9 protein-coding genes are annotated in these 22591 nt (G+C 50.9%); 1 reads left to right on the top strand and 8 read right to left on the bottom strand.

The window, feature by feature from the left end; translation table 11 throughout:
• Together kdsA and ACO6V1_RS15110 are read right to left on the bottom strand one after the other, a co-directional pair.
• On the bottom strand, nt 1-628 hold a 628-nt coding region (gene kdsA, locus ACO6V1_RS15105; protein ID WP_422467469.1), incomplete at its 3' end, for a 3-deoxy-8-phosphooctulonate synthase.
• A gap of 59 nt (nt 629-687) precedes the next feature.
• Nucleotides 688-2319 carry a CTP synthase gene (locus tag ACO6V1_RS15110; protein WP_422462813.1) on the bottom strand — a complete coding sequence of 544 codons (1632 nt, stop codon included), beginning with the start codon at nt 2317-2319 and terminating at the stop codon, nt 688-690.
• A 272-nt stretch (nt 2320-2591) separates the two neighbouring features.
• Here ACO6V1_RS15110 and ACO6V1_RS15115 point away from each other — a divergent pair, with 272 nt between their 5' ends.
• Entirely contained in the window at nt 2592-5642 is a 3051-nt protein-coding gene (locus ACO6V1_RS15115; RefSeq protein ID WP_422467471.1) for a hypothetical protein, read from the top strand.
• Between the two features lie 18 nt (nt 5643-5660).
• On the opposite strand, the gene tilS is transcribed toward ACO6V1_RS15115, so the two are convergent.
• The 6 genes from tilS to ACO6V1_RS15145 form a co-directional block, all read right to left on the bottom strand.
• Complete coding sequence (gene tilS / locus ACO6V1_RS15120; RefSeq protein ID WP_422445327.1) at nt 5661-7070, bottom strand: tRNA lysidine(34) synthetase TilS; 1410 nt, start codon at nt 7068-7070, stop codon at nt 5661-5663.
• A complete protein-coding gene (gene accA, locus ACO6V1_RS15125) occupies nt 7067-8017 on the bottom strand; it encodes an acetyl-CoA carboxylase carboxyl transferase subunit alpha (protein WP_422467473.1) in 951 nt (316 codons plus the stop codon). Before accA ends, tilS begins: the two co-directional genes overlap by 4 nt.
• Before the next feature lie 309 nt (nt 8018-8326).
• Nucleotides 8327-9232, bottom strand: coding sequence for a hypothetical protein (locus tag ACO6V1_RS15130; protein ID WP_422445331.1), 906 nt, complete (start codon nt 9230-9232; stop codon nt 8327-8329).
• Between the two features lie 231 nt (nt 9233-9463).
• Nucleotides 9464-12973, bottom strand: coding sequence for a DNA polymerase III subunit alpha (gene dnaE / locus ACO6V1_RS15135; protein WP_422467475.1), 3510 nt, complete (start codon nt 12971-12973; stop codon nt 9464-9466).
• A gap of 217 nt (nt 12974-13190) precedes the next feature.
• Nucleotides 13191-14288 (bottom strand): ankyrin repeat domain-containing protein, encoded by a 1098-nt coding sequence (locus ACO6V1_RS15140; protein WP_422467477.1) that lies wholly within the window; start codon nt 14286-14288, stop codon nt 13191-13193.
• Nucleotides 14289-14469: 181 nt separating this feature from the next.
• Nucleotides 14470-22278, bottom strand: coding sequence for an AAA family ATPase (locus ACO6V1_RS15145; protein ID WP_422467478.1), 7809 nt, complete (start codon nt 22276-22278; stop codon nt 14470-14472).
• Nucleotides 22279-22591: the final 313 nt, after the last annotated feature.

The following is a 22591-nucleotide window of genomic DNA, read 5'->3' on the forward strand; positions in this document are numbered from 1 at the left end:
TTGGATCACGGCACTGCAGCGAATGAGTCACATCGAAGATAACCGGTGCACCGCCGCTCACCTGCTTCATGGTATGAAAGCCAAGCATATCAACCACCAGGTTGTCATAGCCAAAGTTCACACCACGCTCACAGAGGATCAAACGGTCATTGCCCGCTTCACGGAATTTATCGGTAATATTCCCCATCTGGCCGGGGCTGAGAAACTGCGGCTTCTTGATGTTAATGACAGCACCGGTTTTGGCCATGGCTTCGACCAGGTCCGTCTGGCGGGCCAGAAACGCCGGCAACTGAATCACATCCACCACTTCCGCCACAGACTGGCACTGATGAGGTTCATGGACATCAGTAATCACCGGAAAACCAAAGGTCGCTTTCAGCTCCTGAAAAATCTTTAACCCCTCATCAATGCCCGGACCACGGTAGGAGGCGATTGAAGAACGGTTAGCCTTATCAAAGGAAGCCTTGAAGATATAGGGAATACCGAGCTTTTCGGTAACCCGTACATACTCTTCCGCCACTTTCATGACCAGGTCTCTTGATTCCAGCACGTTCATCCCGGCAAACAGGACAAACGGCAGGTCATTAGCGACCTGAATGCCATTGACATCAACAATTTTGCTTTTCACAAACGTTCCTTCAGGCGTTCCAGAAAAAAACCTGCAAAAGCAGGTATCAACAATTGGCTTCAGTGAGAAGCGTGCTTAAAAGCCTGCGCTGCATGAATAAAGGCAGAAAACAGACCATGGCCATCCCGGGGTGTTGAGGTAAATTCCGGGTGGAATTGACAGGCGACAAACCATGGATGGTCGGCAACCTCAACGATCTCTACCAGACTGTTGTCTTCTGAGCGACCGGCAATGACCAGACCCGCCTCTTCCAGTGCCTCAACGTAATGGTTATTCACTTCATAACGGTGACGGTGGCGCTCGGTAATAACATCCTGGCCATAGGCTTCACGGGAGAGTGTACCGGCAACCAGGTTACAGTTCTGGGCACCCAGACGCATGGTGCCGCCCAGATCAGAACCTTCATCACGCTTTTCAACCATACCGTCAGCGTCGATCCACTCAGTAATAAGACCCACCACCGGATGGGCCGCCTGACGATCAAATTCCGTACTGTTCGCCCCTGCCAGACCGGCAACATGGCGGGCGTACTCAATGACCGCCACCTGCATGCCAAGGCAGATACCCAGGAAAGGAATCTTGTTCTCACGGGCATAGCGCACGGTCTGAATCTTGCCTTCCACACCACGGTGACCAAAGCCACCGGGCACCAGAATGGCAGATACCCCTTCCAGGGCAGATAGACCATCCTGTTCAGTGGTTTCAGAGTCAATGTAACGAATATTGACCTTGGTACGGGTTTTCAGACCGGCATGCTTGATCGCCTCAATCAGCGACTTATAGGCATCCAGCAGTTCCATGTATTTGCCCACCATGGCGATGGTGATCTCTTCGGAGTAGTTAAACTCACGATCCACCACATCGTCCCACTCAGAGAGGTCCGCTGGCTGGCAGCCCAGGTTGAAGCGATCCACAATGATCTGATCCAGACTCTGCTCGTGGAGCATCCGAGGAATTTTGTAAATGCTGTCCGCATCTTCCAGGGAGATAACCGCACGCTCTTCTACGTTGGTAAACAGGGCAATCTTGCGGCGGGCCGAGGCATCAATGTACTGTTCGCTGCGACACACCAGGATATCTGGCTGAAGGCCAATCGAACGCAGCTCTTTAACAGAGTGCTGGGTTGGTTTGGTCTTGGTCTCACCGGCGGTTTTGATGTAAGGCACCAGGGTCAGGTGCATCAGCATGGCACGTTGAAATCCGAGCTCTACCTTCAACTGACGAATGGCTTCCAGGAATGGCTGGGATTCGATATCACCCACAGTCCCACCCACTTCCACCAGGGCGATATCCGCATCGCCCGCACCATTAACCACCCGGCGCTTGATCTCATCGGTGATGTGCGGAATAACCTGTACCGTACCACCGAGATAGTCACCACGACGCTCTTTACGCAGAACATCCTGGTAAATCCGGCCAGAAGTAAAGTTATTACCCTGCTTCATGGTGGTTCGGATAAAACGCTCGTAATGCCCCAGGTCCAGGTCAGTCTCGGCACCATCTTCGGTAACGAAAACCTCGCCATGCTGAAAAGGGCTCATGGTACCCGGATCGACGTTGATATAAGGGTCCAACTTGAGCATCGTCACCTTGAGACCACGTGCCTCAAGAATGGCGGCGAGAGATGCCGATGCGATGCCTTTGCCTAACGAAGAAACAACACCGCCGGTGACGAAAATATAACGCGTCATGCTTACCTGCTGTGAATATAATAAAAGCGGGGTGAAAAGAGAGTCTCAAGATGGGATATCAGGATACCAAAACCGGCAGTGAACGTAAAACCGTTATTGCATCAATACACCCCTTAAAAAATGCTTCGTGCCAATCACCGAGGCGGTCACTCACTCTGATATCAGATCGACCACTCATTTTTATTTGCGCCGGGGATAAAAAACCGGCAGTTCATGGTCAGACCATAACAATAAGCTGACTATCACACTCACAATTACGCTGGGATCTATTTATGTCTCCTTTACATTCCGGGAACACTTTAAGGTACGTTACCAACGGAGCCGTCGGCAAAAATGGAGCCTGCGGTGCAAACGGTAAATTCGGCGGTTATCGCGGGCAGGACGGCGCTCAGGGAGAACACGGCCAAAACGCTCGCGAACTGAATGTCGCATTGTCAACCAATAATGCCGGTGTTTTGATTAATGGGAACGGGACATCACTTCAGTTAAGCCTGTTCGATAGAAAAACATCAATCTTTCTTGAAGCCCGTGGCGGTGATGCAGGCCATGGGGGCAACGGCGGTGATGGGGGCAAAGGGCTAACCGGGAAAAAGGGGAGAAATGCCAACAGATTTCTGTGGGGTGAAAACGGAGGTCAAGGCGGCACCGGGGGCAATGGTGGCAATGGCGCACGGGGTGGCGATGGTGGCAATGGCGGTAAAGTAACCCTCACAGTAGCACCTTCGCAAACCGATTTGCTCATGCTCACCAACATTCCTGACGTTCGGGGTGGCACACAAGGCCGGGGTGGAAAAGGCGGAGACGGTGGCCTGGGAGGAGACGGAGGAAAAGGTGGGGAATCATGCTGGTATCCCGATACTGAGATCTACACCGACTCAAGCGGGCAGACCCAAAGCCGCATAACACTCCGTTTTAATCCGGGAGGATTTGATGGCCCCTGCGGCCTCCGGGGACGAGTCGGGCGTAACGCCCCTGATGGACGTTGCGGAAACTCTGGCAGTTTTCATATTGCTGTGGGCAACAACCGGTATACCGGGCCTTATGACCTGTCCGTTACAGACTCCACACTGCTGGCAAAAAAGCCTGGCGGCAATGGTTTTTTCGAACCCGGCAAAGAGGTCTCTGTTGATTTGTCAGTCACTAATACCGGTGACATGCCAACACCCAATAAACAACCCATCAGAATGAGCATGGTGAATAATAAATGGGTCAGCTTCAACCCCCGCTCTGTTTTCAACCTCCCTTGCGCTATACCGCCTGGCCAGGAAGTTCACCCACAGAATCGCCTGGAATTTACCATTAATAGACCTCAAACAATACCCACAGGTGAGCCGCTGCATGAAACGGGTGTCGCCAACTTTAGCGCCACTGTTGGACGGGTTGAGCGACAGTTCTCAAAAGTAGCCACAGAGCAAATAAGGTTTCCCGTAAGATATCCAGCGGATATCGATACGATAGAAGGGAGCAAATCAATCAGCCGCGATGAAGAAGCACTGCTGTCGGTAAAAGTGAACAATATTTCTCCGAAAGCCCTTGGTTTGCAGGGCAGCCAACAGCGGTTGCTCAACTTGCACTTTACAGCAGATACCGCAGATACCGCAGATACCGCAGATACCGCAGACACCGCAGATACCAATAATGGCCAGACGAGAAGCGCCGACGTAACTTTTTACAGTAGAGATGGTGTACCGTTCAGCGGTAACCAGGGGCTCACGAAATCGATCAATGAACTTCCTCCCCATGGTCAGGACAGACTTTCAGGTTCGATCACCTTCAGCAATCCTGCACAGCACCTTTACACAAAAGTCACACTATTCGCAGAACTCGAACTGGGACGTTTAGATTGCCCGACAGATCCCCAATTGGTGGAAGTGGTACAACGAAGAGTGTTTCAAGTTCAGCTTGCCGAGGGTTACCAGTACAATCCTGATGCAGATTTTCTGTTAGTTACCAACGCCAACACTTCTTTGCCAGAATGGAATCAATGGGAAGCCCTGGCCGAGCGACTTGGACTGACTTTTGCCACCTGGAACAGCTCGCTCAACAATGGGATAAGCCTGTTCCATGAGCTGCAATCCAGGGAAACCGAAGGGCATCCAGCTGTCGAAACCGACACTGCACCGTTGCCCGCGACCGGGGTACATGCAGATACCGGCGTCACGTTAGTTGATCACTTTAAAGACAAAACCATTGTTTTTCTGAACAATGACGATACCTGTGTAAAATCCCTTCCGCCCTGCGATTTATTCCGATCTGCCAACAGCGGCGTCAGAAGCTACATCGTGGGGCCAGAAGAAGTCAGGGAAGAGCTGTTTTATCCAGAAAAAGACCTTGCTGCAAACCTCAGCGGACGCGCGAGGAAAACGTTAGTAGAGAACTACATCCGCACTATGAGATCATCCGAGGACAGACTGATAAAAGCAGCAAAAAAACAGGCAAAAAAATTGCGAAATAAGTGGCCTGAAAAAAGATTTACCGTCGTTTATAACTACGAAGATCTACCGCTACCAAGAAATAGCCTACCCATTATCGGAACGTACGGATTAAAAAAACATCAGATTGGAACACTGACCTCTGTTCTTTCGCCGACGAAACACATGATTACCAATCTATCCAAACAACCTGACGAAAGCGATCGCTCTGATTACGTCCTTCACCCAAGTAACGTCTACGGCTTACTAAAAAGTCTGCCCCTGCAGAAAAAAATTCAGCTGGTTCAAAACAACATCACAGAAGACCGTGAAGCCTTGAAAAAAGCCCTACTCTCAGATCTTGTGGATGAACATAAAGCGTTCCGTCGATTAAAGTGGACAGCCAGCATCGATAAGAGCGCATTGAAGAAGCGCTTAACCTGCTTACAACAAGTCGTCGATGCCAGCTACCCTGAGCCCGGAAGCAAAGAGCTGATACAAGAGATACTCATCGAATTTCGCGCTTTGGCTGCCCGAATGCTCAAGGAGAAATGGTACCACGTTCGCTATCGCCAACTCGTCAAAGTGACCCACAAAATGATCGATAGTTTCAAGCAAAAAGAGGATATTGACTCGGCACACTGGCTGGAAAATTACCAGGCAAAGAAACAGCGTTTTGCCAAGATTCACCGATGGGAATTATGGCGTCAATATCAGGATTCTGACGTTTTTCCAATCCATCAAAATGGTCACAATGACCCGAACCCTGTGTTTAATTTTAACGAATTACAACATCCATACGATACGGTGTCCCGGGTTGCTGAAAATAGTCACTACTTTAGAGATCAGGGAGAACGTTTGCGGGCATTGGAGGCATTAGAGAACGGTAACTCAAACGACAATAACCCGTAAAACAAAGACGGATGGCTGTTACCAATGGAGAGCTAAACCATCACTCTCGTTGGCATAATAGCCATCACACACCCAGAGACCGGGAGCAGCCACCATTTGGTCACCATCAAACACCAATGGCAGATATTCTCTCAGCCAGGGTGGCACTTTATAGTCCTGCAGCCATTTTTTCAGTGTTTTTCGACCTTGCCGCCCGGTAATGGCAAACTTTTCATCCCCTGATATATGACAACGGCGTTTTAACAGTAATGGTTTTTGTGGCAGTCGGATGGCGTTACCACTGTGCTCCTGTTTAGCACTGCAGATCAGCGACCGGTCTCCCAACACCACGATTGGCTCTTTCTGCCAGTCCCATACCATGGGCTCAAATGCCTGCAAATTCACGTCTTCATCCAGCAGCACCAGCATTTGCTGGTAGCGAGTCAGGGTAAAGCGAGGTGCCACTGTCAGCAGCGGCTCGGCGTCGATTCGAGCTTCAACCACTTCATCAAAGATCTGTTCAAGGGTGTCTCTGGAGGGCAGTTGTATGCCCTGCTGTTTCAACCATTGGCGAACCACTCGACGCTGGGAACCGGCATCAAGGGATTGCAGCGTTGCCAGATTCATCAGCGGTTGCCGGTCAAGCAGCCATTGCGGGCGATAATCAATACACAGGGCCAACTGTTCGACAGTTTGCTGCTGCACGGTTTGATTCATCTGCCCCACATCCCGCACAAATTCGACCAATCGTTCCGACGCACCCGGCCAGCGCTCTTCCACCATGGGAATCAGTCGCTGACGGAGAAAGTTGCGGGAGAAGCGTTCATCCGTATTACTGTCATCTTCAATAAATCGGAGGTTATTTGTCCGGGCGTAAGCTTCAATGGATGCTCGGGCCACATTCAGTAAGGGCCGTAACAACAGCCCATTGCCCAGGGACCTTTGTTCCGGAATCCCCTGAACACCATCAACCCCGGTCCCGCGGAATAACCTGAGCAGAACCGTCTCTGCCTGATCATCCCGATGATGCCCCTGCAACAGACAGCCACCCTCTTCCACGGCATTGATAAATACCTGGTATCGAGCGTCCCTGGCCGCCTGCTCCAGACCATAGCCGTCATTTTCCAGAGAAACTCTGGCGATGGTCAGCGGTATCTGCCACTGTTCACATACCGACTGACAGTGCTCAGCCCACTGATCAGCGTAACGGCTCAAACCATGATGAACATGAACAGCAGCCACATCAGCAATATCTCCCCGATCACGCAGGCAGGCCAGCAAATGGAGTAAAACGGTGGAGTCAACACCGCCACTGAATGCCACCGTGACAGGGCATTCAGATACCGGTAACTGCAGGCTTGAAGATAGTTGATCAAGCACCCACTCAGGGCTGAGCGGGTGACAGGAAGTGATCTCTGCGCTGGTTTTTGCCATCGTTTTCGCAATCAAAGCGCCCCAAAATCCCTGATTTTCTGGTAACGATTTTCCAGCAGGGTATCGCTGTCCAGTTCCGAGAGAATGTTCAGCTGATCCACCAGTGTTGCTTTCAAACTGGCAGCCGCTGCTTCAGGATCCCGGTGTGCACCACCCAATGGCTCTGCCACCAGGGTATCCACCAGGCCCAACTCCTGTAAACGCCCGGCAGTTACCCCCATGGCTTCTGCGGCGGTAGAAGCGTACTCGGCTTTTTTCCAGAGAATGGAGGCACAACCCTCAGGGGAAATAACAGAGTAGGTTGAATACCCCATCATCACCAGATGATCACAAACCCCAATGGCCAAGGCACCACCGGAACCGCCCTCACCGATCACCGTGGAAATCACAGGCACTTTCAAGCGGGACATCACCGCCAGGTTGTAGGCAATCGCCTCACTCTGCCCACGTTCCTCGGCACCAATACCGGGGTATGCGCCCGGCGTATCAATAAAGGTCAGGATGGGCATCTTGAAACGTTCCGCCATTTCCATCAGGCGACAGGCTTTGCGGTAACCTTCCGGTTTGGGCATACCGAAATTCCGGCGAACTTTCTCTTCGATCTCACGCCCCTTCTGATGACCAATCACCATCACCGGTCGACCATCCAGTCGGGCCATGCCCCCCACAATGGAGGGGTCATCGGCAAAATGGCGATCGCCATGGAGTTCATCAAACTCGGTGAAAATATGGCGAATATAGTCCAGCGTGTAGGGCCTTCTGGGGTGCCGGGCCAGCTGGGCCACCTGCCAGGAAGAAAGGTTGCTGAAAATGGCATCCGTCAGACTGCGGCACTTATCCTGCAGTGTGGCAATCTCTTCAGTAATATTCAGCTCTGCATCGCTGCTGACCAGCCGAAGCTCTTCTATCTTGGCTTCCAGTTCAGCAATTGGCTGTTCAAAGTCCAGGTAATTCGGGTTCATGAAGTCCACTTATCATGGCCGGAGAGTAAATAAGGATCAAAATACGTAAACACCGCCGTAAAGTCGAGTTAAAAAGCGTAATTACCTGTAAACAGTTCAACAGCTGGTCGACCTGGAAGTCTGCAGAAAAGCAATACGAGAATAGGATGTCCCCTTTTGAAAAGCTGGAACCACTGCCTGTAGTGGACAATAAAGGAGGAACCTCCACCGTGGGTACATTTTGCGCCCCCCCGGTAGCCAGCCGGCCCGCAATGCCCGGAAGTTACAACGGGCAACGGGACAGGCAGGGCTGCAGTTAGCCCAGTCGCATCAGAATAAAGACATATCACACTCCGCCATCTTCTCCCAGTATGGGTCTGGGACTACCTGTGGCATTTCCATGGCTTCTGCCTGAAAACCCAGGACTTTCGGTTGATGCCCCATCTTTGCGCCAACAGCGTCAGACCATCCCAGCAGTGGCCTGATGCAATTGGCTATGTCGGTGCCCTTGCAAGCCAGCTCAAAAGCTGCCATTGCCTCACCATAGGTGGTTCCGCAATAGAGGGAGAAATGGTCATCATGCTCCCCGGGGCCGGGTGTGAAATCATCATCCCCCAGGTAACGGATTTGCTGGCGAGCGGTATCCAGTGTAAATAGCCGATCACAAAGCTCAGGCTTCAATGCATGAAGGAAAAAACTGCCATTATCAAGTTGACCCGCATGGATTGAATAAGGGTCATACAACCCGGAAAAACTTCTTCCCCAATTCAGATGATATTCACCGGCATGATATTTTTTGAAAACAAACGCACCGGTAACCTCTTTCAGGGTATTTCCGAGTTCCGTGAAATCCACCTCGCCCAATGTCCCATCTGCACGCCGGAAGTAGGCTACCGGTGGGACAGGCGTTGATTCAGGGTTCTCGATTATTGGTTTTTCCATTTTCCGAAATATCAGATCAGCCGGGACTGTCTTCGCTTTGATGGTATCGGGGCATAGCTGATCATTTTTGGCTGGCAGAGCCTCAGTCTCTGCCAGTCTTATTGCAATTGTCCTTGTTTGAGATTCAGCCGTATTGCCACCAGAAGTGGAACCAGGATCCTGTGTTATCGAGGCGGGAGCCCTGCTAACAACGGTAGTGGAGCGATCGTTAAACTTTCCCTGATCGGCTGTTTTTGTAGCCTCTTGGTTGGCTTCTTTCGGCAACATCGGTGAGCGAGCTTTAACAGGAGTCATAAAAATTCCTCTCATAAAAATTTCACCAGGTACATGACCATTTGCATTCAGGCAGCCCTTAAGCCCGGTGCAGTCTGCAACCAGGAAAACCGGTGAGTTTACCTGATCGAAAAGTCAGACCTCATACGCCAATGAAAGTTCTAGGAAAGTTGATTTTACTATTCCATCGAAAAAGGGAAACTGCACAAAACCCACAGCTTCCGTTTCATACCCCAATTCCCAAGCACTTGCTCAGGCATACTCAACGTTAGCCGCATTTTTGCCAAGCCACTGCCGGAGTTCCAGCACCAATTCATCACTGGGGTTGACCAGCCATTGCTCACCCAGCATCAGGCTGGCACGGGCATCGTCCCGATGGTAATCAATCCTGACCGGCAGCCGACCCGGCTGCCCGCCCAGCATGGACGACAATTTTCGTTCAAAATGACCATCAATCTGTTCATGGGAAACCTCAAGAACCAGACGACGGGCGTAATGGCTGCGGGCATCCACCACTTTCATCACTTTCTTCGAGCGGACTTTCAGGCTACCGGAGTAATCATCAAAGGTGACTTCCCCTTCCACCACCAGCACCGCGTCTTTATGGAGGAGGTGTTGATACTCACCAAACACATCGGCAAACACCGACACCTCAATCCGGCCGGTGCGGTCATCCAGGGTAACAAACGCCATTTTGTCCCCTTTCTTGTTTTTCATGATCCGCATATCCACCACCAGCCCGGCGATATTCTGGCTATCGCCCCGGGCAGGCTGAAGGTCTTTAATACGGTTGCGGATAAAGTGCCGGATTTCACTTTCGTATTCATCAATGGGGTGACCGGTCAGATAGAGCCCCAGGGTATCCTTCTCGCCACCGAGGCGAACCTTATCGGTCCATTCGCTGGTTTTCAGGTAGGTGTCGTAAACAGCCTCTTCGCCGGCGGGCACCAGGGCACCAAACATATCCATATGACCGGAATCCAGGCTTTTGGCCGCCTGGTCCGCCGCTTTGATCGCCTCAAGTTGACTCGCCTCAAGCACGGCTCGATTGAAATTCAGCTGTTCCGGCTTTTGTGGGACCGGCCCAAGCAGGTCCAGCGCCCCGGATTTGATCAATGCCTCCAGCACCCGCTTGTTGATGCTTTTGGCATCCACCCGCTCACAGAAGTCAAACAGGTCCTTGAATGGACCACCCTCTTTACGAGCCCGGACAATCGCCTCAATCGGGCCTTCACCCACGCCCTTGATGGCCCCCAGCCCATAGACAATATGCCCATCGTCGTTTACACCGAACATATATTCGCCGCTGTTCACGCTGGGCGGCAGCACGGTCAGGCCCATATCCCGACACTCTTCGATAAAGGTCACCACCTTATCGGTATTCTGCATATCGGAGCTCATGACCGCCGCCATAAATTCCGATGGATAGTGAGCCTTCAACCACAGCGTCTGGTAGGAAACCAGGGCGTAGGCTGCCGAGTGGGATTTGTTAAAGCCATAGCCCGCAAACTTCTCCACCAGATCGAAGATCTTCATGGCCAGCTCACCATCAACGCCCTGGCTGATAGCGCCCTCTTCAAACACCGCCCGCTGCTTGGCCATCTCCTCCGGCTTTTTCTTACCCATGGCCCGGCGCAGCATATCCGCACCGCCCAGGGTGTAACCGGCCAGCACCTGGGCAATCTGCATCACCTGTTCCTGATACAGGATAATGCCGTAAGTGGGCTGCAAAATAGGCTGAAGCCACTCGTGCTGATACTGGGCATCCGGGAACGAGAGTTCCTCCCGGCCATGCTTACGGTTAATAAAGTTGTCCACCATTCCGGACTGCAGCGGACCCGGACGGAACAGGGCCACCAAAGCGATAATATCTTCAAAGCAGTCGGGCTGGAGACGTTTGATCAGATCTTTCATCCCACGGGATTCCAGCTGGAAGACGGCGGTGGTTTCCGCTCGCTTCAGCATGTCGTAAGAGCTTTTGTCTTCAAGGTCGATGGCTTCAATGGCCAGAGGCTCTTCACCCCGCTGCGCCCGGCGGGGGTTAATCAGTTTCAGGGCCCAGTCAATAATGGTCAGCGTGCGTAGGCCCAGGAAGTCGAACTTCACCAGACCTGCGTATTCCACATCATTCTTGTCATACTGGGTGACCACCCCTTTACCGTGCTCATCACAGTAAAGCGGTGCAAAGTCCGTCAACTTGGTGGGGGCAATCACCACACCACCGGCGTGCTTACCGACATTGCGCGTGACCCCTTCCAGCTTGAGCGCCATCTCCCAGATTTCCGCCGCCTCTTCATCGGACTCCAGAAACTCCCGAATGGTTTCTTCCTGTTCATAGGCCTTACCGAGCGTCATGCCGATTTCAAAGGGGATCATTTTCGACAGGCGATCCGCCAGACCGTAGGACTTACCCTGAACCCGGGCCACATCCCGCACCACCGCCTTGGCTGCCATGGTACCGAAGGTGATGATCTGGGAAACCGCATCGCGTCCATAGGTCCGGGCCACATAATCAATCACCCGGTCCCGGCCTTCCATACAGAAGTCAACGTCAAAGTCGGGCATCGACACCCGCTCAGGGTTCAGGAATCGCTCAAACAGCAGGTCGTATTTGATCGGGTCCAGATCGGTGATTTTCTGGGCATAGGCCACCAGTGATCCGGCACCGGAACCTCGTCCGGGGCCAACAGGAATATCATTATTTTTAGACCACTGGATAAAGTCCATAACGATCAGGAAGTACCCCGGGAATCCCATCTGCAAAATGGTGTTCAGCTCAAAGTCCAGTCGGTCCCGGTAGATTTTTTCGGTTTCCGGAAAGTCCGGTGCCGAAGTATCAAATAGAAATCCCAGTCGCTCCGTCAGGCCATCATGGGAAAATTCACGGAAAAACTGATCCATGGTTTTACCTTCTGGCACGGGATATTCCGGCAGAAAGTACTCACCCAGTTTGACATTAATAGAACAGCGCTGGGCAATGGCAACGGAGTTGGCCAGTGCTTCAGGAATATCCGCAAAGAGTTCAGCCATCTCCTGTTCAGACTTCAGGTACTGCTCTTCACTGTAGCGATGTTCCCGGCGGGGATCATCCAGAACCACACTTTCGCCGATGCAGACCCTGGACTCATGGGCTTCGAAATCATCCCGGGTCATAAACATCACATCATTGGTGGCCACCACCGGACAGTTGAATTCTGCCGCCAGAGTCACGGAACCATGAACGCACTCTTCATCCCCAGCCCGGTTGGTACGGTGCAGTTCCAGGTAGAAGCGATCAGGAAACGCCCCCATCCACTCCTGCAATAACTCACCCGCCAGCGACTTTTTGCCCGATAACAGTGCCCGGCCAATCTCACCTTCCCTGGCACCGGAAAGCGCAATCAGGCCCTCTGACTGAGCCATGATCCACTCCCGTTTAACCAGTGCTTTTTCATGGTGCTGATTTTCCATAAACGCCCGGGAGATCAGCTCGGTCAGATTGTGATAACCCTGCTCATCTATACACAGCAACACCAGACGGGACGGTGCATACTTGTCCGCCGGATTTTCCACCCAGAGGTCAGCGCCACAAATGGGCTTTATGCCTGCGCCCATGGCCCCCGAATAAAACTTCACCAGCGCACAGAGATTGGACTGGTCGGTCACCGCCACCGCCGGTATGCCAGAGCCGGAAATCGCGCTGATCAACGGTTTTATTCGCACCAGCCCGTCGCTGAGGGAAAACTCGGTATGCACCCGTAAGTGGATAAATTGTGCTGTCATGGGAGAAGGAGGTCCTGAATGGCAATCCGGTAATGATAATGAATCCTCTGATAAATACACCAATAAAAAATATTGCTTTATTGCAACCAACTACCGCGTTCATAGTCCTCAACCGCCGCATCCGGCGTGACCAGCTGGCCACCCAAAGGCCTGCCCCTTCAGGCAACAATGTTCCTTTAAAGTGTGCTGTCGTTGATCTGCACTTATTATTCTGGCGCTATAGATCTTGTCGAATGGAACCAAAAGATGGAAATTGACCAGCAAGCAGTGGTGAGTATTCACTGGATCGAACAATGTTTCTTTTTTTCAGGGCTTTGGCTGCCCTTATCATATCCACCGTTTCTTTATTTCCATGATCACGTCGGGCAGCGGCACGAGGTGACCTGGTGATCGAAAAAAACCACAGTCGAAATCTTTCCGCTTTTTTGTTTGGATCTGCACCATTGGCTAATAACAGTTGAACCATCTTATTGTTACCCAGCTTGGCGGCAAAATAGAGTGGCGTGGCCTTTTTTATAGTAGCCTGATCAACATCAGCACCCTTTTCAATCAGTTGCCGGGCCACCTCAACATGCCCTTTTTGTGCAGCAAAAGAGAGCGGCGTAGTGCCCTTGTTCGTCGCCAAATTGACCTTGGCCTCGTGGTCGAGCAGCAGTTGAACCACCTCAACATACCCTTTATCCGCTGCAAAACTGAGCGGCGTGAATCCGTCTGAAGTAGCCAGGTTAACATCAGCCCTTTTGTTGATCAGCAGCCGAACCACCTCAACATGCCCTTCTTCCGCTGCAAAACTGAGCGGCGTGAATCCGTCTGAAGTAGCCAGGTTAACATCAGCCCTTTTGTTGATCAGCAGCCGAACCACCTCAACATGCCCTTCTTCCGCTGCATAACTGATCGGCGTGGATCCGTCCAAGGAGGCCAGGTTAATATCAGCCCCATTATTGAGCAGCAACCGGACCACTTCAATATGTCCTTCCTTCGCAGCATAACTGAGCGGCGTCCAACCAACTTGAGTGACATAGTTAACATCAGCATTTTTGCTGATCAGCAGCTGGACCAGATCAACGTGCCTTTCAGTAACTGCAACAAACAGCAAGGAAACCATATCTTCGGTTTTTGCGCAGCGGTAATCTTTGCAAACGACAGCGGGGTCCTTTTGCAGTTCCCTTTTCAGGACATTGAGATCGCCGACCCTGCAAGCCGCCAACGGTGTGGGCTCATTGTAGGGATTGTCACAGTTTACTTCAGAAATGGCAGAATCAGATCCATCAAATCGCTGGTAGAAGAATCCGGAATGCCCGCTAATTGACTCCATAACTCCCCCCTTGGTCTGGTCAATGTTATTTCAGGAGTTGGATCAGACATTGAACAAGTAGTTCAACTGGAACCGTAAATAACTCAATGTTGTCTACCTGAGTTTTGATCTGGGTGTCTTGAAATGGGACTTTCCACCAAATTTTGAGCAGTTACTTATCCTCAATTTTTCGCAATCCTCGCTAAGTACGCTTAAATCCGACAGGATCCCGGGCATTTAGCAGTGACTCATAAATCGACTTAAAATTTACCGTATTCAGGAATTCCCTGGCAATGGTGGTTAATTCCTCAGATTTAAGCACCAGCGCATTGCCCGAGTTGTGTGCCTGCCTCAGATAACGGGCCTTAACAGATCTTTCAAGAGCAGAATTATTCTGTGTTTTAATCATCATGGCATACAGCTCTTCCGGTGAGGATACCTCATGGGCACCATATCTGTTGGAATATCTGCGTCCGACATCGGCCTCCAGAAAACAATAAGTTAAACGACTGCCCCTGGTTTTTGTCATATGATACAGGTAATAAATGAATGCCTGGTAAATAGCCTGTTTAACGACAGTTTCAGGGACACTTGAACGGTCATTACCAGACACACGGAGGGAATTTATAATTGGCATGTACCTTGCGAAGATTTCCTTGGTTTTTTTATTAATCTCTTCAGACTCTTTTTGATCTCGACTACCTTCCCGCTTCGCTGGAAGACGAACATTCCTGTGAGTTTTATTAGTATGTTTTCCGGATACTTTACAAACTTCAGCGCGATATTGATCGTATGTCAGATTAAATCTGAAGTTTTTTTCCATAACCTGCCATGGTTCTGATGAATAATGGGCTTCTACTTCATCCGCGATAACTGTGTAGGCCCACTCAGGCTTACCCAGTATAATAACCGGGCGAATGCCAGTCTTACTGGCGTTAAATTGTGGAAAAGCGGGTTTTCGCACCAACATTCGCTCAATGTCCGGAATGCCCTCAGGGTTGTTCGTCCAGGACAACTGTAAAGACGAACAGTCGATTTTTTCTTCCAGGAATGGCGAAACCCCATTAAAGCTTTGGGTTACGAAAAAATGATCGTTTCCTTTCAGTTCCCAATCGTAACGACTCAGCCAATTCTGGCTATTCCCCAACGGAGTCAGCAATGCTTTATACCAATGTTCCAGGTAACTGACGGTCTGAGCCTTCAATTCCTTTACAGTTTCCAGACGTACCATCAGGTCATGATACTTACCAGCTGGAACAATATTGCTAGGGTAACTTTGCGGGGGTCTTAGCCAACCCGCCTTGAATGCTTCAACGGCAAAATGAATGACTGGGGGGTGGGCTAAATTACTCTCTGTCAGTATATCCACCATTGAACCCAGCCAATCGTCATGATCTCCATAACGGTTGTGAACAACCGTTTTTGAGTAGAGCGCCTTGAGCAGCCCGGTCACCTGATCTTCACTACTGCTGGACAATATTTGACTCACCGCCTCAGACATCGGTTTATAGTAGGTAACGGTATGCCTACAAAACACCTTGCCAATCAACCGAGATTCCTCAAAGTTCAGTGTCTCTTTCTTTACCAGAATTGAGACTCCCAGAGAAAAACCGGTTAAGTCTTTGTCTTTCCAAAGCCTTTGTACCACCTCGCTGGTACCTGGCGTTTTATTTGGTAATGCACAGCCTGCCTCAAGGGCTTTGTGCAGATCTTCGACACTCCGACCATAAGCTTTGGCAAGGCGCTGCAGTTGCTCTGGATCAGCACTTTCCAGAAACGCCTTAATCTTCTTTGACTCGGTGCTGGAACCACTTCCCTGCCTGAAAGGCTGAAAGTCAGGTTCGATTCGTTTTACCTGTACAGGAGCGCCTCCGAGATCCTCTGACTTCCAGCTCATTCCGCCATCCAGTGAATACTCCGGATATAGGTGGTATTTACCGCTTACTGCGCGTGCAGGAATTCCAAAATAGCGGCAGAGCGCCACAAATATGGGCGTTCTGTGTTGACACTTGCCCTGTTGACGCCACAGCAGAAAGCGGAAAAAGCCTTCGCCACCTTCATACTTCTCTAAGCCCTTAAAATTTTTGCAATACTCTGCTATTGCAGCAATGCGATCTTTCAGGATCTTTGCCGACTGAATACAACGAATCTGTTCCTTTTGATTCTCTGCCATATCAGCTGCTGCAAAGCCGTTAAAGAATTCAGTTAATTGTAATTTCATGGGTTCAGAAACAGTGCAGTCTAACCTCGCGTCGCCAGATTGCTGCACTAAATCCAACGTTTCGACCGATGGTTTTTTACACGAACTTTCTGTCACTCTTTTTTCTACAACGTAATTAACTGTTATTTCCTGACCATCACCGACATTTGGAAAACGCACCATGTGAAGACCTGTATACCTGTCTTTTATCAACCGGTAATCCAGAGACGGTTTTATTCGGAAAGCCTGGATAGTTTCATCCGGGTTCAGACCTGGCAGGTAAAAATACTTATCCTTGTTTACCCGCAGGCAATGAACACCCAGACTCTGCTCGCTGCCCAGGGTTACTTCTCCATCAGGCAGAGTGGAAGGAAACACCAGCTCAAGACCGTGCGCCCCGGGGCTAAAACTGCGTAGTTCAACATTACCCTGATTATTCAAAGCCACATCAAAGACCTCCAGGCGATACATCCCGGGACTTTCACGAGAGGCAAAAATCTTTCTCTCCACCAACTGACGTAACGCTCTGTGTTCATAAGCGGTATCAACATCCAGATAATGAACCGTTTTGGCGGGTAGCTCTGCCTGATTATCAAGAGGCAGGGTATCGTTTGCACAGATAGTGGCAGCCTCTGTTTTGGCATTTTCCCGTGGTGCAGATTGAGCAGCTTCAGAGAGTGGCTTTCCCGGAGCGTTGTGTGTATCGCCACTATTGGCTGAAACAGCACCAGGATATTGTCCCTCAATTTTTGCCAGTTTATGTCCCACCGCTTCCGCGCCGGAACTGTGAGAATCTGACCTTTTTCTGCCACTGCCGGAATAGTGTCTGACGGGGTTTGATACTATCCGTGAAATTTTCTGCCAAAAGGCAGGCCACAAAAAAACCTTGTTGGCATCCCATGCACTTATCTGTTTGTCAGCTTCCCGGAAATATGGCTGGTTAATGGACATTTTCAGGGTTTGCTTTTGGGCATCCGTCAGGGTAAAAACAGTATTTGCCTCCACCCCAGTCTGATTAAACCTGTGATCAAACCAGCAGTGCTGCCAGTATCGATAAAGAGTCTGGGTCAGAATATCATCCGCATCTTTCGGTTTCGGGGAGAGACCCGAAGCCAGCCATTGGACCTGAGCCACACGCCTGATGATTTCCGTTCGGGCCTCTGCATCACTCAGGTCAGCCTTGATGTGTATTTCATGGTGCTGTTCATCAATATGGTTGAGATTGCTGCGACGTATCAACCAGGGGCGATCAGAGCCAGCCCTGGTGTGGTGAAACCAATTGCAAAGTACAGGATCAATCCCCCGCTGGCCAATGGGTACAGCCGATAATTCTGGCAATTTCTCCAGGGTTGCCCTGACTGCGATAAAATAAAGCTGATAGTGATGATTGATGTGTTGACGGAGCGCATTTTCGGTAAAGTCTCCATCTTTAATGACGGCCCTGGCCAGATTTTGTAAATCCAGCCCGGTGGGCTGCAAGGGCAGGCCTTGCTGTTGCAAACAGGCCCTCAGTTGACAGTGCCACTGTGTCAACAATTCAGCTGCGGACTTTCCCTCTGGCGTTTGTGGCAACACTTTTTCAACAATGGCCAGCAGTTCCGCCGGATTATATTGTCGGACAGGCAAATAGCGGAAACGTCCTTTGAGCGCTGGTGATAACGGTTTTCGGCCACTGTACCGGGGAGGATTGGTGGTGGCAAACAGGTGGAAACCCGGATGAGCATCACCGGCCAGAATAGCATTAAGTTCCCCCTCCAGGTGCTGGCTATCAATCAGATTCAATTCAGAAATGACTACGATGCCGCCATTGACTTTCGCCCGCTGGATGGCTTCGCACACTCTGTCCCAGGAGCAATCCCCGGCATTGCAATAAAATACCTCCGGCATGGATTCTCCCCGCTGTGCAACCTGCTGTTTGAAGCTTTCAAGCAACAGGTTCAGGGTAACATCCTTACCCCGCCCGGCAGGGCCTTCAATCAGGGTAGCCTGACGACCATGATGTTGTCGGACGTGATGATGCGCCTGCTGACATCGGCTTAAATCCTGACCAAGCCGTTGCACCAATTCACTGACCGCTGATCCGGAGGTATCAAATTCAGGCCGGGTTTGTAACGTCGCCCGGATAAAAGTGTTTCGTATACCCTCCAGGACCTGATTATGTACCAGGTCTCTCAAAGTGTTGTCTACCTGGTCACGGGCAGAAAACCAGAGTTCCAGTGCTGTCCTGGCATCCTGACTCACCCCGGGCATTTCTGAGCCCAGTACATCCTGAAAACTCTGCAAGATCAACCCATCCACCTGCTCACGGGTAACGCTGCCCTGTCTGTGCCTGGTGGCTAATGCACGATCCAGATACCAACCCACCCAGCTGCAGATATCGGTCAAATCCCTGGGGGTAAACTCATGTTCCGGCAGCAATTCCGGATAATATTGCCAAAGCACCATCACACGGTCACTGGCGCTGCGTACAATGTCGTCTGTTTGCGGTTCTGGCAAATACCTTTGTAACTGCCTTAGCAGAGCAGGTTCAACCACCCGGTCCCGGAGAAAAGCCCGATTTAAGGGAAGGTAGTATGCCCCGGGGAGTTTCTCCTTCAGCGCTGGGTCTAATTGGCGTCCGGCGTAATGGCCCGGATTACCGGTCACAATCACTCGGTGCTGAGCAGTCACCTTGACCGGGTGACCGTTAACATAGATGCACGGTGCCGGTTCCCATAAACCATTCAGTGAAGCCTGCAATCCGGTGTTGGCCAGATTGGCCTCATCCAGAACCACTGTAATATAATGACCTGCAGCGGCGGGTTGAGTATTGGCCCATTCCAGTAACGCCCGGTCTTGTAATGCCATATAACGGTCACCACCAGCCCCGGTGCCGGTATGTTCCCGCCATTGCCAGCGTTTCATCAGGGTCTGTTCGCTGTCGCAGGGGCCCAGAGACATCAGCGAAGCCAATCCGGACGCCTCGGCAGTTTTGGCGGCAAAATAACTTTTACCAGTCCCGGTTTCTCCCTGCAGGAAAATGACGGGGGAATCCTCAAGCCGGTCATGGAGCCTGGATAAACGACGAAGTTCCCGATCCTTCTGGTTAACCGAACTGTAAAAAAGATCATGGGCCAGCGCCTGAAGTGGAGCCTGAGCGCAACCTTGCCATTCAAGTGATTGCACCAATAGGTGCTCCAGGCGTGAAATACGCTCTGGGTCACTATTTCTGGATACGCTCTCCTGGCTAACACGATAACAATCCATCGCCAGAGTATGAATGACATCAGATCGAGTCTGTGCTGAATGTGGACGTAACTGCCAGCCAGAAGCCAGCGCATCTTCCAACCGCCTGATCTGATTTTCTGGCCTGATTGCTAACTGTTGGTACTGCTCTGCCTGCAGTGGGTCAACCTGCAGCTGAAAAGCCACCGAACTTCGCTGCATCCGGGGCGTTTGCGCGACAATCAAGGCACAGAGGCAATCCATACATTCGTTGGACATGCAAGCTTGAAATGGATATTCATAGGACAGGTTCAGTTGTTCAAATACAGTATTGGCAAATACAGTCGGGCCAAAAGCCCTGGCCAGTTGCCACACATTGAGGCGGACAAAACTCCTGTCCAACGGCTGGGCACTGTTAATGACAGCATTCAAACGATCAGGATCCACCCAGGCAGTGTGCGCTGTATCCGGCAATAGCTGTCTGCAAGCCACCTTCATAAAATCACGAACTGACCGATTCTGCCGGGTGCCATGGCTGAATACGCTATCGATGGCTTTGCGCCAATGGCAGGGTTGCAGATGCGGTGCATGGTCAACCTGCTGTGCCCGCCGGGCAGCCAATATCAGATTATTCAACAACCCTTCTGTGATTTCAGGCAATGGATGACAAAGGGTGGCAGGTACGGTTTTAAAAGCTTCGCAGAGTTGCCCGAGCGCCTGTTCCGGGAGTTCAGTCCGGGACATACCATGATGTTCCGCGGTGATATTCCAGATATCTACCGGTGGACACAACTCTGCAGCGGCGATCATTGCGCTCCATACCGGGGATGGGCTTTGGGCAAGCTCAGGCCAGAGTACTGTGATACAGGCTTTCGGGTAAGCCTGTAATATGCCGTTAACCAGCAGGGGTTGGCCAGATACCAGAGGCTCAAGCAGCTGCTGAAGCTTTGGATTACTCTCCAGCCCCCGGAATACCACAGGCTTGCCCGTGGTCAAAGCTGCCTGCAAGCCGCTCTGACAGCGGCCAAAATACGCCTTTTGCTCCGAAGTGATAAAGATATTGTCAAACAACTGGCTGAAGCCGGTCTGGCTATTGATCTGTATCACCAGGGGAATTTCCTGATGGCCATTAATCCAGTGATTTGCCTGGGCACTGTGCTGATAAGTCACTGTGTTAACGGGGGCGTAATCCCCGTTATTATCTTTACCGCCAATACTGCTGGCCAGTTCGGGTTGCCCGGCTTTTTCTGTCAGCCCAAGTGATTGCGGTTGCCGCTGCGAATGAGCGACCTGAAGCTTCGGTTTTACCCCTGTGGTCTGGTGGATATTCTGCAGTGCACCCAGCAACAGAAACCAGAGCGCTTCACTGAGAGGTGAAGTGACTGTCACCACGTCACCGGCCTTCACCTGGTCCAGCAAGCTGGTGTTAGGAACCGCAAAACCCTCCTGCCCGATACTGATTGGCCCCAACCATTCCAAAATATTGCCATGGTTAATAATCAATGGGTTTTGTGGCTCGTTACTGGCAAGTCTTGCATCCCCAGAGTTAGCCATGATTTGCAACAGCGATAGCAGCTCGCCATCTCCCACCGGCATCCGGTAAAACTGAATATCTTCTGGCAGAATACAGACAGCACCGTTGCTCTCATAACGCTTTTGCGCCAGCAGTTGGCGAATGGTCTGTTCAAATGCCAGATTACTCCAGTCGGCTCCTTTAAGAATCACCCGCTGCCCGGTTTTCAATTGCTCAAATTTGCCTGGCAGGTGCCGGATACGCCCCTGCTTATCCACCCCGGGTCCACCAAAAAACAGCTGTCGCCAATTACTGTGCAAATAACAGTGGATAATAACGGTATTGCCATCATCCATCGCACTGTCCGGGGGAAGTTCAGCCAATACCGGTGACACATCACCGATGTCCATTGTCTGGTGATTGCTATTGTCTGCGTCAAACTGCCAGGTATTGCCCGGTCGATTAATTCGTCGCCAGAAATCCGCACCCGGTGCTTCGTCACTTTTCCCCACCATCGCCAACTGCTCATGACTGGCCAATACCAGCAGCGAAACATGTCCACCCAGAGCACGTTTTTTCTGAGTGACCTGGTCAAACAGACAAGGATTATCCGGATCCAGCAAATCATTAAGTTTTGGCAGCTCGTCACTGGTGAGCATTCGGATATCGATAACCAGGGTCAAAGGCTCGTTATTTTCAAATAGCTTGCCCGGTTTCAGCGAGTGATGACCGGTCCCGGAAATACTCAAGCGGCTGAGCAGGTTCCCCTGCGAGAGATCATCGGGGTGAGAAAGAATGACTACGTCTTGCTGCTCATCATGGGTTTGCGCAAATAAAAGATGTCGAACCTGATTATTATTAACGACAAAACGAAAATCAAAGGAATGTGAAAACCTCAGGTTTGGTGAAACCTGTAAGCATACAGTTCTCGCATTGTCAGACAGCGGAATCCGGGGTGACGTTAAATGCAGCCTGGATTGTACTTCAACGCACATATCCACTGGCTTTAACGGTTGCTTCAATTTTGCCTTTTTGGCCGACAAGTTACGCTCTGATCCCAATTGTACATTGTTTCCACTATTTTGAATGTTCATAGATCCCGCCACTCCATTAACCTTCAGGTTCTTTTTGGATTACAGACTGCTGAACTATTCTTTACAGAAAAAAACACCCGGTATCAGAAATGACACCTTTCAAGAAATACTGCGTTAGAACTGAAAATTGTCAGGTAGTTTAGAACACAAATAGCTGACCACGGTTTAGTTCAGGCTATGTGTTGATAAAGCCCGGTGGATCGATATTCGATTTAAAAGGCAGTTCACGATCGGAACCTGAAGGGGAAGCTTACGACTGGGAACATTTCAATCACACGATTAACGGGTTCTCAATGCCAGTAGGCTGCTGGAC

The sequence above is a fragment of the Endozoicomonas sp. ALC013 genome (assembly GCF_049310205.1).
Classification (GTDB): Bacteria; Pseudomonadota; Gammaproteobacteria; order Pseudomonadales; family Endozoicomonadaceae; genus Endozoicomonas.